Consider the following 14,163-nt stretch of genomic DNA (forward strand, 5'->3'; position numbering starts at 1 on the left):
GCTCACACCCCCAGGGCTCTGGCAAGAGGTCGGGCGTTCGGAAGCAGGTCCCGTGCACTGGCCGCTCTGCCCTGCACCGTTGCCACCATTGGTAGGAGGCTGCGCATCGGCGAAGGCCTGGGCCGAGGCACCGAATATGCCAGCCGCAGCGAGCACCGCAGCCGCCACGACTCGTCCCATGTGCTTCATCATGACGTAATGCCCCTTTCTTCACTTTGGCCTATATTTCCACGCTACGCGTTCACTTGAGGAGCACAAGGGGACCGATTTGGTCCACTTCAGCGAGGCCCCTCCGCGCCCATTGGAGCGCTTCGCAGGGCACTCAGCCAGTGACCTGGTCTTGAGCCCCACAGGGCCATCGGAGGTCGGGCCGCCACTGGGCCGTGCGAGGTCACCCAACATCGACCGACAACGACAGAAGCCCACGACGTCCTGCCCTGTTCAGTGCCGTGAGCTTCTTACGTCCCGCTGGTCAGCGAGACGGCTGTTGAGTAGACCGGCTGTGAGCGCCCTCCCGGGCCGTCCTCGGGCCGCGGAAGGGCGCTCAACGATGACCAACGTCGACAACTGCCGACAGCCCAGCAGCAGGTCAGGACCTTGATCGATGAGGCGGCCGCAGGTCACGGCCGCCTGTGATCAGTTGTGGCTGTGCAGCACGTCGTTGAGGCCGCCCCAGACCGCGTTGTTCGGGCGGGCCTCCACAGTGCCGGTGACCGAGTTGCGGCGGAAGAGGATGTTGCTCGCGCCGGACAGCTCACGGGCCTTGACGATCTGCCCGTCCGGCATCGTGACCCGGGTGCCGGCCGTGACGTACAGGCCGGCCTCGACGACGCACTCGTCGCCGAGCGCGATGCCGACGCCCGCCTCCGCACCGATGAGGCAGCGCTCGCCGATGGCGATGATCACGTTGCCTCCGCCGGACAGGGTGCCCATGGTGGAGGCGCCGCCGCCGATGTCGGAGCCGTCGCCGACGACGACGCCGGCGGAGATGCGGCCCTCGACCATCGACGTGCCGAGGGTGCCCGCGTTGAAGTTGACGAAGCCCTCGTGCATCACGGTCGTGCCCTCGGCGAGGTGCGCGCCGAGACGGACCCGGTCGGCGTCGGCGATGCGCACACCCTTGGGCGCGACGTAGTCCGTCATCCGCGGGAACTTGTCGATCGAGGTGACCTGGAGGTGCAGGCCCTCCGCGCGGGCGTTCAGCCGCACGGTCTCGACCTGGTCGACGGCGACGGGTCCGAGGCTGGTCCACGCGACATTGGCGAGGAGACCGAAGAGGCCGTCCAGGCTCTGCCCGTGCGGCTTCACGAGCCGGTGGGAGAGAAGGTGCAGACGCAGGTAGGCGTCGTGGGCGTCCAGCGGCTTGTCGTCGAGCGAGGCGATGACGGTGCGTACGGCGACGACCTCGACCCCGCGTCGCGCGTCGGGGCCGACGGCCTTCGCGGCGGCGGCGCCGAGGAGCTCCACGGCCCGCTCTGTGGTCAGCCGCTCGGTACCGGCCGGACCGGGCTCGGCGACGAGCTCGGGTGCGGGGAACCAGGTGTCGAGAACAACGCCGTCGTCGGTGACGGTGGCGAGGCCGGCGGCGACGGCGCCGGTGGTACGGGGTGCGGAAGACGTGTCGGTCATGACAGAAAACCTAACCGCCCTGGTGGCACCCGGGCTAACCGGTCTCAGTTGCCGGGCGCTACGGTGTGCCGACCGGGCCGCCGCGACGGCCCGCCAGCAGGCACTCGCAGAGATACGCAGAACATTCGGGGGACGACCGATGTCATACGGAAACACGCCGCCGTACCCGGGACCGGCCGGCCCTCCCGGCTGGGGCGGCTGGATGCCGCCGCCTCAGAAACCAGGCGTCGTACCGCTCGCCCCGCTCCGTCTCGGCGACATCCTGAGCGGGGCGTTCGCGACGATCGGCCGGCACTGGAAGCAGCTGCTCGGCATGGCGTTCGTCGCGTACGGCGTGGCGCTCGTGGCCATCGCCGCAGCGATCGGCATCGCCTACGCGGCGCACGCCGACCGCCTCGAGCGGGTGCTGGACGCCGATGTCGCGCCCGGCTGGAACGACGTCGCGCCCGTCGTCCTCACCTTCGGAGCGGTCTACGTCTTCGGTGTACTCGCGGTGCTCGTCGCCAACGCGCTGGTCTACGCGAGCTGCCCCGCCGTTCTCCAGGACGCGGTGCTGGGCCACCCGTCGACGTTCGGCCGGGTGTGGCGCCGCAGCATGCGACGGGTCTGGTCGGTGCTCGGCGCCGTCCTGCTCACCTCGCTGATCGTGGCGGTCCCCATGGTGCTGATCGGGACGGCCTTCGTGGCCGCCGTCATCACCCTCATCACGCTGTCCTCGGACGCCGGCGGTTTCGGCTGGCTCATCCTCGTCGGTTTTCTCGGGGCGCTGGTCACCGGCCCGCTCGCGGTCTGGCTCTGGGTGAAGTTCTCCCTCGCGCCGGCCGCCGCCGTCTTCGAGGGGCAGGGAGCCGTCGCGGCGATGACCCGCTCGTCCCGGCTGGTCCGCGGCGACTGGTGGCGGATCTTCGGCATATCGCTGCTGGCCTACGGCATGGCGGCAGTGGCGAGCTACGTGATCCAGCTGCCGTTCTCGTTCCTCAACATCCTCGGCCCGAGCCTCACGGAGGACGCGTCGACGAGCGGCGCCGCGCTGACCGTCGTCATCACCTCGATGGTCTTCTTCCTCGTCACCCTGCTGATCGGACAGGCCCTCACGGCCGCGTTCCCGCAGCTGGTGGTGAGCCTCCTCTACGTCGACCGGCGCATCCGCACCGAGAACCTGGCCCCGTCGCTCGCCGAGGCGGCCGCCGGGCCGCCTGCCGTGCAGCAGGGCTCGGACTAGTCGAGCAGCGTCTTCTTCGGCCTCAGCACACAGAATTCGTTGCCCTCGGGATCGGCGAGGACGACCCAGGTGGCGTCGTCCCCCTGCCCGACGTCGGCCTTGCGGGCGCCCAGACCGATGATCCGCTCCACCTCGGCGTCCCGGTCGTCGGGGCTCAGGTCGATGTGGAGCCGGTTCTTGACGGCCTTGCGCTCCGGCACGGTGAGGAACACCATGCCGGGCAGCGCGCTCGGCCCGGCACCGATGACGATCTCTTCCGGGTCCTCGTAGAGGATGTGCCAGTCGAGCACCTCCGCCCAGAACCGGGCGAGTTTCGGAGCGTCCTGGCAGTCGATCGCGATCTGGTACAGAGAAACGGCCATGCCCGCCAGTGTGCCTGGCGGGCATGGCCGTCGCAGTCCGTTGCCGAAAGAGTCAGACGTTGAACCCGAGCGCTCGGAGCTGCTCCCGGCCGTCGTCCGTGATCTTGTCGGGGCCCCACGGCGGCATCCAGACCCAGTTGATCTTCAGCTCATTGACGATGCCGTCGGTCGCGGCCTTCGCCTGGTCCTCGATCACGTCGGTCAGCGGACAGGCCGCCGACGTCAGCGTCATGTCCAGGGTCGCGATGTTGGAGTCGTCGATGTGGATGCCGTAGATGAGGCCCAGGTTGACGACGTCGATGCCCAGCTCGGGGTCGACGACGTCGTACAGCGCCTCGCGGACCTCCTCCTCGGACGCCGGCTTCGTGAGGGTCGTCTCGTTGTCGCTCATGCGGTCTTCCTCGCAGCCTTGTCGCGGTCTTCGCCCATCGCCTGGGCCGTCGCGTCCTTCCACGCCATCCAGCTCAGCAGCGCGCACTTCACACGGGCGGGGTACTTGGAGACGCCGGCGAACGCGACCGCGTCCTCCAGCACCTCCTCCATCGCGTCGTCCGGCTCGATCTGCCCCTTGGACTGCATCAGCTCCAGGAAGGTGCCCTGGATCTTCTGCGCCTCAGCGAGCTCCTTGCCGACCAGAAGTTCGTTCAGGACGGAGGCGCTGGCCTGGCTGATGGAACAGCCCTGGCCCTCGTAGGACACGTCCTCGATACGCGATCCGTCGTACTTCACACGGAGGGTGATCTCGTCGCCGCACGTCGGGTTGACGTGGTGCACCTCGGCGTCCCCGTCCCGCAAGCCCCGCCCGTGGGGGTGCTTGTAGTGGTCCAGGATGACGTCCTGGTACATCGAATCCAGCTTCACAAGTCGCCGCCTCTACCCGAAGAAGTTACGGACGTGCTCCAGGCCGTCGACCAGAGCATCGACCTCTGCCGGCGTGGAGTACAGATAGAACGACGCCCGCGTGGTCGCAGGAATTCCGTACCGCAGGCAGACGGGACGCGCGCAGTGGTGACCCACGCGCACCGCGATGCCCTGCTCGTCGAGGACCTGGCCCACGTCGTGCGGGTGGATGTCACCGAGCGTGAAGGAGATCGCCGCGCCGCGGTCCTCGGCCGTGGAGGGGCCGATGATCCGCAGGTCGGGGACCTCCAGAAGCCGCTTCACCGCGTACTCGGTGAGCGCGTGCTCGTGCTGGGCGATCTTGTCCATGCCGATCGAGCTCAGGTAGTCCACGGCCGCGCCGAGGCCGACGGCCTGGGCGATCGGGGGCGTACCCGCCTCGAACTTGTGCGGCGCCGGGGCGTAGGTGGACGAGTGCATCGAGACGGTCTCGATCATCTCGCCACCGCCCAGGAACGGCGGCAGGTCCTCCAAGAGCTCCTGCCGGCCCCACAGCACACCGATACCGGTCGGGCCGCACATCTTGTGGCCGGTGAACGCCACGAAGTCGGCCTGAAGCGCCTGTACGTCAAGCACCATGTGCGGCGCGGCCTGCGAGGCGTCGATCAGCACCAGCGCGCCGACGTCCTGCGCCCGGCGGACGATCGCCTCGACCGGGTTGACCGTGCCCATGATGTTGGAGACCAGCGTGAAGGAGACGATCTTCGTCTTCTCGGTGATGACCTCTTCGATGTTCGACAGGTCGAGCCTGCCGTCGTCGGTGAGGCCGAACCACTTCAGCTTCGCGCCGGTGCGCTGCGACAGCAGCTGCCACGGGACGATGTTGGAGTGGTGCTCCATCTCCGTGATGACGACCTCGGTGTTGCTGTCCACGCGGTAGGGCTCGTCGGCCCAGCCCAGCATGTTCGCGACGAGGTTGAGCGACTCCGAGGCGTTCTTGGTGAAGATCACCTCGTCACGGCTCGGCGCGTTGATGAAGGCGGCGACCTTGTCGCGGGCGCCCTCGTACAGCGCCGTGGCCTCCTCGGCGAGCACGTGCACGCCGCGGTGGACGTTGGCGTTGTGCTGCTCGTAGTACTCGCTGAGTACGTCGATCACCTGGCGCGGCGTCTGGGAGGTCGCCGCGTTGTCCAGGTAGACGAGCTTCTTGCCGTCGTGGAGCACCCGATCGAGGATCGGGAAGTCCTTACGGATCGCCTCTGTGTCCAGGAGGCCCGGCAGTGTGATCACGCGGTGACGCCTCCCTTGGCGGTGTATGCCTCGTAGCCCTCGTTCTCCAGCTTGTCGGCGAGCTCGGGGCCGCCCGACTCGACGATCCGGCCGTTCGCGAAGACGTGCACGTGGTCGGGCTTGATGTAGCGCAGGATGCGCGTGTAGTGCGTGATCAGCAGGGTGCCGACCTCGCCGCTCTCGCGCACGCGGTTGACGCCCTCGGAGACGATCCGCAGCGCGTCGACGTCCAGGCCGGAGTCGGTCTCGTCGAGGACCGCGATCTTCGGCTTGAGCAGCTCGAGCTGGAGGATCTCGTGGCGCTTCTTCTCACCGCCGGAGAAGCCCTCGTTGACGTTGCGCTCGGCGAAGGCGGGGTCCATGTTGAGACGCTCCATGGCCTCCTTGACCTCCTTCACCCAGGTACGCAGCTTGGGGGCCTCGCCGCGGATTGCGGTGGCGGAGGTGCGCAGGAAGTTGGAGACCGAGACGCCGGGGATCTCGACCGGGTACTGCATGGCGAGGAAGACGCCGGCGCGGGCGCGCTCGTCGACGGTCATCTCCAGGACGTCCTCGCCGTCCAGGGTGACGGTGCCGCTGGTGATCGTGTACTTGGGGTGACCGGCCAGCGAGTAGGCGAGGGTCGACTTGCCGGAGCCGTTGGGGCCCATGATGGCGTGGGTCTCGCCCTGCTTCACGGTCAGGTCGACGCCCTTGAGGATCTCCTTCGTGGCGTTGTCGGCCTCGACGGAAACGTGCAGGTCGCGGATTTCAAGCGTTGCCATGGGTGACTCAGGACTCCTGGGTGACGGAGACGAGCACATCGTCCCCTTCGATCTTGACGGGGTATACGGGGACGGGGCGCGTCGCGGGAAGGCCCGACGGCTTGCCGGTACGGAGGTCGAAGGCGCTGCCGTGCAGCCAGCACTCGATCTGGCAGTCCTCCACCTCGCCCTCCGAGAGGGAGACGTTGGCGTGCGAGCAGATGTCGTGGATGGCGAACACCTCGCCCTCCGTGCGCACCACGGACACCGGCGTGCCGTCGAGTTCCACCCGCTTCGGGGTGTCCTCCTCCAGCTCGCTCAGCGCACAGGCTTTGACGAAGGCCATCAGGCGGACGCCTCCAGTACCGACGCCTCCAGCTCGGCATCGATCTTGGCGAGCAGGCGCTCCTCGACGTCCGGCAGACCGATCTGCTGGACCAGCTCGGCGAAGAAGCCACGGACGACGAGGCGCCGGGCCTCGGCCTCCGGGATGCCGCGGGCCATCAGGTAGAACAGCTGCTCGTCGTCGAAGCGGCCGGTGGCCGACGCGTGACCGGCGCCGGCGATCTCGCCGGTCTCGATCTCGAGGTTCGGCACCGAGTCGACCCGCGCGCCGTCAGTGAGGACGAGGTTGCGGTTCATCTCGTAGGTGTCGGTGCCCTCGGCCACGGCGCGGATGAGTACGTCGCCGATCCACACCGCGTGCGCGTCGTCGCCCTGCAGCGCGCCCTTGTAGACGGCGTTGGACTTGCAGTGCGGCATGTTGTGGTCGACGAGGAGGCGGTGCTCCTGGTGCTGGCCCTTGTCGGTGAAGTACAGGCCGAAGAGCTCGGCCTCACCGCCGGTGCCGGAGTAGGAGACCCGCGGGTGGAGCCGCACGACGTCGCCGCCGAAGGTGACCACGACCGACTTGAAGGAGGCGTCCCGGCCGACCAGCGCGTTGTGCTGGGCGATGTGGACTGCCTTGTCGTCCCAGTCCTGGACCAGGACGACGGTCAGCTTGGCACCGTCGCCCAGGATGTAGTCGACATTCGCCGCGAGCACCGCGTCGCCGGTGTGGTCGATGACCACGACCGCCTCCGCGAAGGCGCCGAGCTCGACGACCTGGTGGCCGAAGGCCGTGCCGCCCTCTCCGTGCACCGCGATGCGGATCGGCTCGGCGAGCCGCGCCTCCTTCGGCACGGTCACGACCGTGGCCTGCTCGAAGGAGGAGTACGCCTGGGCGGCGACCCGGTCCACCGGGGTGCCGGCCTTGCCGAGCCGCGCGTCGTCGCGGCCGACGGTCTCGACGGTGACGCCCTCGGGGGCTTCGATGTCGACCTTGATCCCGGTGCCGGTCGCGGCGGCGGTGCCGTCGTGCAGACCGGCGAGGCGCTCCAGCGGCGTGAACCGCCACTCCTCCTCACGGCCGTGCGGGACCGGGAAGTCCGCCACGTCGAAGGACGGGGGCGCACTCATACGGGTGGCGACGGTCGACTCGGCGGCCACCGCGATCGAGCCGGCGGTGGTGGAGCCCACCGGGATGTTCTGAGCCTCAGCCATGGCTGTCGTCTTGCTCTCTTCCTACGTCAGAAGTCAGTCGCTGCTTGCGGTCCCGGAGGGCGTCAGCCCACCGAGCCCTCCATCTGCAGCTCGATCAGCCGGTTGAGCTCCAGCGCGTACTCCATGGGGAGTTCCTTGGCGATCGGCTCGACGAAGCCGCGCACGATCATCGCCATCGCCTCGAACTCCGTCATACCGCGGCTCATCAGGTAGAAGAGCTGGTCCTCCGAGACCTTGGAGACGGTCGCCTCGTGCCCCATGGAGACGTCGTCCTCGCGGACGTCGACGTAGGGGTAGGTGTCAGAGCGGGAGATCGTGTCGACCAGCAAAGCGTCGCAGAGCACGTTGGACTTCGCGCCCGGCGCGCCCTCGCCGATCTCGATCAGACCGCGGTAGGACGTACGGCCGCCGCCTCGCGCCACCGACTTGGAGACGATGTTGGACGAGGTGTTCGGGGCCATGTGGACCATCTTGGCGCCGGCGTCCTGGTGCTGGCCCTCGCCCGCGAAGGCGATGGACAGGGTCTCGCCCTTGGCGTGCTCGCCCATCAGGTAGACGGCCGGGTACTTCATGGTCACCTTGGAGCCGATGTTGCCGTCGACCCACTCCATGGTCGCGCCCTCGTACGCCACGGCGCGCTTGGTGACCAGGTTGTAGACGTTGTTCGACCAGTTCTGGATGGTCGTGTAGCGGCAGCGGCCGCCCTTCTTGACGATGATCTCGACCACGGCACTGTGCAGCGAGTCCGAGGAGTAGATCGGCGCGGTGCAGCCCTCGACGTAGTGGACGTACGCGTCCTCGTCGACGATGATCAGCGTCCGCTCGAACTGACCCATGTTCTCCGTGTTGATACGGAAGTAGGCCTGCAGCGGGATGTCCACGTGGACGCCCTTGGGGACGTAGATGAACGACCCGCCGGACCACACGGCCGTGTTCAGGGACGCGAACTTGTTGTCGCCGACCGGGATGACGGTGCCGAAGTACTCCTGGAAGAGCTCCGGGTGCTCCTTCAGCGCGGTGTCCGTGTCGAGGAAGATGACGCCCTGCTCCTCCAGGTCCTCACGGATCTGGTGGTAGACGACCTCGGACTCGTACTGCGCGGCGACACCGGCGACCAGGCGCTGCTTCTCCGCCTCCGGGATGCCGAGCTTGTCGTAGGTGTTCTTGATGTCCTCGGGCAGCTCCTCCCACGAGGCGGCCTGGGCCTCGGTGGAGCGCACGAAGTACTTGATGTTGTCGAAGTCGATGCCGGAGAGGTCGGAGCCCCAGCTGGGCATCGGCTTCTTGTCGAAGAGGCGCAGACCCTTCAGCCGCAGCTTCAGCATCCACTCCGGCTCGTTCTTCTTCGCGGAGATGTCGCGGACGACGTCCTCGGAGAGACCGCGCTTGGCCGCGGCACCCGCCGCGTCGGAGTCGGCCCAGCCGAATTCGTACTTACCCAGACCCTCGAGTTCGGGGTGGGCAGTCTCCGTGGGGAGAGTCATGCGGGGTTCCTCCCGGCCGTGCTTGCAGAAGCTGATGGTGTGGTGCGGGTCTGTGTGGTGCTGTCGCCAGGCGGGTCGCCCGGTGGCGGCGAGGTGCCGCCCTGGGGCGCACCGCGCGGGATGAACGTGGTGCAGACGCCGTCGCCGTGGGCGATGGTGGCGAGCCGCTGCACGTGTGTCCCGAGTAGTCGCGAGAAGACCTCGGTCTCCGCCTCGCACAGCTGCGGGTACTTCTCGGCCGCGTGGGCGACCGGGCAGTGGTGCTGGCAGAGCTGCTCTCCGACCGGCGCGCTGCGGGCCGTAGCAGCGTACCCGTCGGCGCTCAGGGCTTTCGCGAGCGCTTCCGTACGCTCCTCGGGCGCCGCGGCCTCGACGGCCGCCCGGTAGGCCACGGCCTGCGCCTCGATCCGGTCCCGGGCGAAGGCGGCGACGGCCGCCTCTCCTCCGGCGTTCTCCTCGATCCACCTCAGGGCGTCCACTGCCAGCGTGTCGTACGACTGGTCGAAGGCGTCCCGGCCGCAGTCGGTCAGGGCGAACGCCTTGGCGGGCCTGCCGCGGGTGCGGGCGCCGTAGACGCGCTGCTCGCGCGCCTCCACGACGTTCTCGGAGACGAGGGAGTCGAGGTGCCTGCGGACGGCCGCCTGGGTCAGCCCCAGACGCCGTGCGAGATCAGCCACGGTGGACGGTCCGTGGTCCAGGATGGAGCGCGCGACACGGTTGCGCGTGGAGCGCTCACCGGTCGCGAGTTCCTCCTGAGGAGCGTCGCCGAGGTTTTTCACAACGCCATTGTTGCGTAATTCTTCAGAGAGTGACAAGCGGCGTCCCGATCATCGTCCGGTGCCGTACATCACTTAGGCATACCTAAGCTGACCTGCGGAAATGATCAACCGGAGGGCTGAAGCCCTGGTGAGACCCCCTGGGCCGCGCGCCCGCCCGGACCGCCCCCGGGAACCCGCGGGCCGGTCGCCCCGGAGGCCCGCCTAGACTTCCCGGCATGCTGAGCGAGCCTGCCGTCCGGATCCGGGGCCTGGTCAAGCGGTACGGACCCAAGGCCGCCGTGGACGGCCTGGACCTCGATGTCGCACCCGGCTCCGTGACCGCCGTCCTCGGGCCCAACGGGGCCGGCAAGACCACCACGATCGAGACCTGCGAGGGCTACCGCCGCGCCGACGCCGGCACCGTGCGGGTCCTCGGCCTCGACCCGGTCGCCGACGCGGCGCGACTGCGGCCCCGCATCGGTGTGATGCTCCAGTCGGGCGGTGTCTACTCCGGCGCCCGCGCCGGCGAGATGCTCCGCCACATGGCCTCCCTGCACGCCCGCCCGTTGGACGTGGACGCCCTGATCGAACGCCTCGGCCTCGGCAGCTGCGGGCGCACGACCTACCGGCGGCTCTCCGGCGGCCAGCAGCAGCGCCTCGCGCTGGCCATGGCCGTTGTCGGCCGCCCCGAGCTGGTCTTCCTCGACGAGCCCACCGCCGGTCTCGACCCCCAGGCCCGGCGCGCCACCTGGGAGCTCGTACGCGAACTGCGCGCGGACGGTGTCACCGCAGTGCTGACCACGCACTTCATGGACGAGGCCGAGGAACTCGCCGACCACATCGCGATCATCGACGCCGGCCGGGTGGTCGCCCAGGGCAGCGCGGAGGAGCTGTGCCGCGGCGGCGCGGAGAACACCCTGCGCTTCACCGGACGCCCGGGCCTTGATGTCGGCTCCCTGCTGAAGGCGCTCCCCGACGGCTCGGCGGCCGCGGAGCTCACACCGGGCGAGTACCGGATCACCGGCGAGGTCGATCCGCAGCTCCTGGCGACGGTCACCTCCTGGTGCGCACAGCACGGCGTACTGCCGCACGGCATCTCGGTGGAGCGGCACACCCTCGAGGACGTCTTCCTCGAACTGACGGGCAAGGAGCTGCGCGGATGAGCGCCGGCACGTACACACCGGCGCCGGGCGCCGCACCACTGGGCCGCATGATTGTCTCGCAGGCCGCCTTCGAGACGAAGATGCTGCTGCGCAACGGTGAGCAGCTGCTGCTCACCGTCGTCATCCCTTCGCTGCTGCTCGTGCTGTTCTCCACCGTCGACATCGTCGCCGTGCCGACGGAGACGAGTGGCGGAAAGGGACAGGCGGTCGACTTCCTCGCCCCTGGTGTCCTCGCGCTGGCCGTGATGTCCACCGCCTTCACCGGCCAGGCCATCGCCACCGGGTTCGAGCGCCGCTACGGGGTGCTCAAGCGGCTCGGCGCCTCACCGATCCCCCGCTGGGCCCTGATGACCGCCAAGACGCTCTCCGTGCTCGTCACGGAGATCCTTCAGGTGGTCCTGCTGACCGTCATCGCGTTCGCGCTCGGCTGGTCGCCGCAGGGCAGTCCGCTCGCCGTGCTGCTGCTGCTCGTCCTCGGCACCGCGGCCTTCTCGGGACTCGGCCTGCTCATGGCCGGCACGCTCAAGGCCGAGGTCACCCTCGCTGCCGCCAACCTCGTCTTCCTGCTGCTGCTCGTCGGCGGCGGTGTGATCGTGCCGCTGGACAGGTTCCCCGACGGCGTCGCGTCCGTGCTGGGACTACTGCCCATCTCCGCGCTCTCCGACGGACTTCGTGACGTCCTCGGGCACGGAGCCGGCATGCCGTGGGGCAATCTGGGCATCCTCGCCCTCTGGGCGGTGCTCGGACTGGGCGCGGCCGCCCGGACCTTCCGCTGGGAGTGACACGCGCGCCGGGACGACCCTGCCGAGACCCGCACGGAGCGCACGGTGGGAGGCCTGGATGGAGCGAGCTGCCGCGCTGCGGCTGGACGCAGAGTGGGCGAAGGTCAGGACCGGCAGGCCCACGTCCTCGTCCGGGACGCGGATGCGGATGCTCACCGATCTGATCTCCGCCCTCGCCCCTCACGCGGAGGGCGACCTGGCCATCTCCGCCCGGCTGAGCCTGCGGTACGGGGACCTGGCCCGGCACCACTTCGACACCGGCCGGCGCGCCGACGCGCTGAGCGCCGTCGAGAAGGCCGTCCGGCACTGCGCGGAGCCCGCCCGGCACGACGACGAGCACGCCCGCTGGTACGCGCGGGCGCTGATCAGCCGGTCGGTGTACCTCGCCGAGCCGCTCAGCGACGAAATGGGCCTGCCCCGGTACGCCTTCCGGCCGCACGGCGAACAGCCGTGCGCCGAGGACCGCCTGGCCGGACTCGCCGCGGTGGAGTCCACGCACAGGGCGATCGCCGTGTGGGAGCGGCTCGACCTCTCCGACCCGGTCAACCGGGAAGGTCTCGCCCAGGCACACGTCTTCCTCGGCGACCGGCTGGAGGAGCTCGGCAGGCCGGTGGACGCGGCCGAATGGGCCGTACGGGCAGAACGGGAGTTCCAGGCGCTCTGGCAGCCGCCCGACCCTGCGGAGCGCGCCCACGCCGCGATGCTCGAGCACCTCGGCGACCAGCTCGAACGCCGCCTGCGCCGCTGCCCCTTCGAAGGCGGCCTCACCCAGCTGCAGAAACGCGAACTGCTGCCGCGGCGTCTGCTGCCCCTCGCGGTCCTGTCCGCGCGGATCGACGGCGTGGCGCCGGAAGCGGTCGCGCAGGGCCTCGGACTGGAGCGCGCCGAAGTGGACCGGATCCTGCGCGCCAACTCGTGGCGGGCCGTTTGGCGGTTCGACGTGCGCCGGGCCGACGGCTCCTGGGAGCCGCTGGCGCACCCCTGGCGCGGCATGGACGCCGTGACCGACTGCACGGCCGAGGCGGTGGCCGCCGAACTGACGGACGCCTTCCTCCACTCGCCCGACGTGCCGCCGGAGCCCACTTCGTGGCGTTTCGCACTGTGGTGGGACGAGGAGGACCACCTCGACGGCTCCCGCTTCCGCACGGCCTCCGCGCCGGCGCCCGGGGAGCCGTCGAGGAGTGCGTCGACGGCCCCGCCGTCACCCTCCCGCGTGTCCTCCGCGGACCCCTCGTGAAACCGTGCACAAGGGCCCGCTTACGATAGGGGCCGTGCAGACCCCCCTCGCCCATATCGCCCAGCGCTGGACACCGTCGCCCAAAATCCTGCGGCGCGCCGCGCTCTCAGCCATCGTGATGACCGTCGTCATCATCGTCACCGGCGGCGCCGTAAGGCTCACCGGCTCCGGCCTCGGCTGCGACACCTGGCCCAAGTGCACGGACGACAGCCTCTTCGCCACACCCGAGCAGGGCCTCCACGGCGCGATCGAGTTCGGCAACCGGATGCTGACGTACGTCCTGTCGGCGGCCGTCGGCTGGGCGATCGTCGCGGTGCGCGCCGTGAAGCCCCGGCGGCGCGGTCTGACCAGGCTGGCCTGGGCGCAGTTCTGGATCGTCATGGGGAACGCCGTCATCGGCGGCGTCACGGTGTGGGCGGGCCTCAATCCGTGGTCCGTGGCCGGCCACTTCCTGCTGGCCAACGCGCTGCTCACGGTCGCGACCGTGACCTGGGTGCGCACCCATGAAGGCGACGGCGCACCTCGTCCGCGGGTCCCGCGGCCGGTCCGCAAGCTGTCCTGGGCGATCGTGGCGGTCTCAGCGGTGCTGATCACCCTCGGCACCACGGTGACCGGCTCCGGCAAGCACGCGGGCGACAGCAGCGACGTCCCGCGGATGCCGTGGGACTGGGCCGCCGCCGCGCACGTCCACGCGATCGCCGCGTGGGTGGTGTGTGCGCTGGCCGTCGCGATGTGGCTCGTCCTGCGCGTGGTCGATGCCCCCGACGACACCCGCGCCCGGGCGCGTGACCTGCTGCTGGTGGTGCTGCTTCAGGGCGTGCTCGGCTACGTCCAGTACTTCACCGGCGTGCCGGAGCTGCTGGTCGGCGCGCACATGCTCGGCTCCTCGCTGATGTGGATCGCGGTGCTCAGGCTGGCGCTGAGCCTGCGGGAGCGGGAGGCGCTGCCGCTGCCGACCACGACGCCTCGGGACACGGACGCTCTGACCTCCGCCTGACGCGCCTTCGCCGGCGCGGGCTTGTCCCCCACACCACCTCCGAAACCCGGGGCAAGCCCCAGGACCCCCGTACCGCCCTGCGGGCGGCGTACCGCGCTTCGCGCGGTGCCCTCA

At 69.7% G+C, this 14,163-nt stretch carries 15 protein-coding genes; 5 read left to right on the top strand and 10 right to left on the bottom strand.

What is annotated here, in order from left to right; all coding sequences use genetic code 11:
- Nucleotides 1-636 precede the first annotated feature (636 nt).
- Nucleotides 637-1,629 (bottom strand): 2,3,4,5-tetrahydropyridine-2,6-dicarboxylate N-succinyltransferase, encoded by a 993-nt coding sequence (gene dapD, locus MDN94_RS37560; RefSeq protein WP_482730261.1) that lies wholly within the window; start codon nt 1,627-1,629, stop codon nt 637-639.
- 139 nt (nt 1,630-1,768) lie between these two features.
- On the opposite strand from dapD, the gene MDN94_RS37565 reads away from it, so the two are divergent.
- On the top strand, nt 1,769-2,851 hold the full coding sequence (locus MDN94_RS37565) for a DUF7847 domain-containing protein (protein ID WP_482730262.1): 1,083 nt from the start codon (nt 1,769-1,771) through the stop codon (nt 2,849-2,851).
- Here the strand turns inward: MDN94_RS37565 and MDN94_RS37570 are convergent.
- From MDN94_RS37570 to MDN94_RS37610, 9 genes are all read right to left on the bottom strand, one after another.
- Nucleotides 2,848-3,213, bottom strand: a complete 366-nt coding sequence (locus MDN94_RS37570; protein WP_482730263.1) for a VOC family protein — start codon at nt 3,211-3,213, stop codon at nt 2,848-2,850. The two genes, MDN94_RS37565 and MDN94_RS37570, sit on opposite strands and share 4 nt — an antisense overlap.
- A gap of 52 nt (nt 3,214-3,265) precedes the next feature.
- Nucleotides 3,266-3,604 (bottom strand): metal-sulfur cluster assembly factor, encoded by a 339-nt coding sequence (locus MDN94_RS37575; RefSeq protein WP_441264439.1) that lies wholly within the window; start codon nt 3,602-3,604, stop codon nt 3,266-3,268.
- A complete protein-coding gene (gene sufU / locus MDN94_RS37580) occupies nt 3,601-4,074 on the bottom strand; it encodes a Fe-S cluster assembly sulfur transfer protein SufU (protein WP_005319012.1) in 474 nt (157 codons plus the stop codon). The genes MDN94_RS37575 and sufU overlap by 4 nt, the downstream gene beginning before the upstream one ends.
- A gap of 12 nt (nt 4,075-4,086) precedes the next feature.
- Complete coding sequence (locus MDN94_RS37585) at nt 4,087-5,343, bottom strand: cysteine desulfurase (RefSeq protein WP_482730264.1); 1,257 nt, start codon at nt 5,341-5,343, stop codon at nt 4,087-4,089.
- Entirely contained in the window at nt 5,340-6,107 is a 768-nt protein-coding gene (gene sufC / locus MDN94_RS37590) for a Fe-S cluster assembly ATPase SufC (RefSeq protein WP_482730265.1), read from the bottom strand. Before sufC ends, MDN94_RS37585 begins: the two co-directional genes overlap by 4 nt.
- Before the next feature lie 7 nt (nt 6,108-6,114).
- Complete coding sequence (locus MDN94_RS37595) at nt 6,115-6,432, bottom strand: non-heme iron oxygenase ferredoxin subunit (protein ID WP_005319006.1); 318 nt, start codon at nt 6,430-6,432, stop codon at nt 6,115-6,117.
- Nucleotides 6,432-7,628: a Fe-S cluster assembly protein SufD gene (gene sufD, locus MDN94_RS37600; RefSeq protein WP_482730266.1), complete on the bottom strand. Its 1,197-nt coding sequence runs from the start codon at nt 7,626-7,628 to the stop codon at nt 6,432-6,434. Before sufD ends, MDN94_RS37595 begins: the two co-directional genes overlap by 1 nt.
- 62 nt (nt 7,629-7,690) lie before the next feature.
- On the bottom strand, nt 7,691-9,112 hold the full coding sequence (sufB, locus tag MDN94_RS37605; protein WP_005319002.1) for a Fe-S cluster assembly protein SufB: 1,422 nt from the start codon (nt 9,110-9,112) through the stop codon (nt 7,691-7,693).
- On the bottom strand, nt 9,109-9,891 hold the full coding sequence (locus MDN94_RS37610; protein ID WP_482730267.1) for a helix-turn-helix transcriptional regulator: 783 nt from the start codon (nt 9,889-9,891) through the stop codon (nt 9,109-9,111). Before MDN94_RS37610 ends, sufB begins: the two co-directional genes overlap by 4 nt.
- A gap of 215 nt (nt 9,892-10,106) precedes the next feature.
- Here MDN94_RS37610 and MDN94_RS37615 point away from each other — a divergent pair, with 215 nt between their 5' ends.
- The 4 genes from MDN94_RS37615 to MDN94_RS37630 are packed head-to-tail and all read left to right on the top strand — an operon-like array spanning nt 10,107 to nt 14,049.
- Nucleotides 10,107-11,033, top strand: coding sequence for an ABC transporter ATP-binding protein (locus MDN94_RS37615; protein WP_482730268.1), 927 nt, complete (start codon nt 10,107-10,109; stop codon nt 11,031-11,033).
- Nucleotides 11,030-11,815 (top strand): ABC transporter permease, encoded by a 786-nt coding sequence (locus tag MDN94_RS37620; protein ID WP_482730269.1) that lies wholly within the window; start codon nt 11,030-11,032, stop codon nt 11,813-11,815. The genes MDN94_RS37615 and MDN94_RS37620 overlap by 4 nt, the downstream gene beginning before the upstream one ends.
- A gap of 58 nt (nt 11,816-11,873) precedes the next feature.
- Complete coding sequence (locus tag MDN94_RS37625) at nt 11,874-13,052, top strand: hypothetical protein (RefSeq protein WP_482730270.1); 1,179 nt, start codon at nt 11,874-11,876, stop codon at nt 13,050-13,052.
- A 25-nt stretch (nt 13,053-13,077) separates the two neighbouring features.
- Nucleotides 13,078-14,049 (top strand): COX15/CtaA family protein, encoded by a 972-nt coding sequence (locus MDN94_RS37630; RefSeq protein ID WP_482730484.1) that lies wholly within the window; start codon nt 13,078-13,080, stop codon nt 14,047-14,049.
- The last annotated feature ends 114 nt before the right edge of the window (nt 14,050-14,163 follow it).

The organism is Streptomyces sp. WAC00040, assembly GCF_056835925.1.

Bases quoted from the DNA above. Each gene is read 5' to 3' on its own strand.
- dapD (WP_482730261.1), bottom strand. From the start codon at position 1,629: ATGACCGACACGTCTTCCGCACCCCGTACCACCGGCGCCGTCGCCGCC.
- MDN94_RS37565 (WP_482730262.1), top strand. From the start codon at position 1,769: ATGTCATACGGAAACACGCCGCCGTACCCGGGACCGGCCGGCCCTCCC.
- MDN94_RS37570 (WP_482730263.1), bottom strand. From the start codon at position 3,213: ATGGCCGTTTCTCTGTACCAGATCGCGATCGACTGCCAGGACGCTCCG.
- MDN94_RS37575 (WP_441264439.1), bottom strand. From the start codon at position 3,604: ATGAGCGACAACGAGACGACCCTCACGAAGCCGGCGTCCGAGGAGGAG.
- sufC (WP_482730265.1), bottom strand. From the start codon at position 6,107: ATGGCAACGCTTGAAATCCGCGACCTGCACGTTTCCGTCGAGGCCGAC.
- MDN94_RS37595 (WP_005319006.1), bottom strand. From the start codon at position 6,432: ATGGCCTTCGTCAAAGCCTGTGCGCTGAGCGAGCTGGAGGAGGACACC.
- sufD (WP_482730266.1), bottom strand. From the start codon at position 7,628: ATGGCTGAGGCTCAGAACATCCCGGTGGGCTCCACCACCGCCGGCTCG.
- sufB (WP_005319002.1), bottom strand. From the start codon at position 9,112: ATGACTCTCCCCACGGAGACTGCCCACCCCGAACTCGAGGGTCTGGGT.
- MDN94_RS37615 (WP_482730268.1), top strand. From the start codon at position 10,107: ATGCTGAGCGAGCCTGCCGTCCGGATCCGGGGCCTGGTCAAGCGGTAC.
- MDN94_RS37620 (WP_482730269.1), top strand. From the start codon at position 11,030: ATGAGCGCCGGCACGTACACACCGGCGCCGGGCGCCGCACCACTGGGC.
- MDN94_RS37625 (WP_482730270.1), top strand. From the start codon at position 11,874: ATGGAGCGAGCTGCCGCGCTGCGGCTGGACGCAGAGTGGGCGAAGGTC.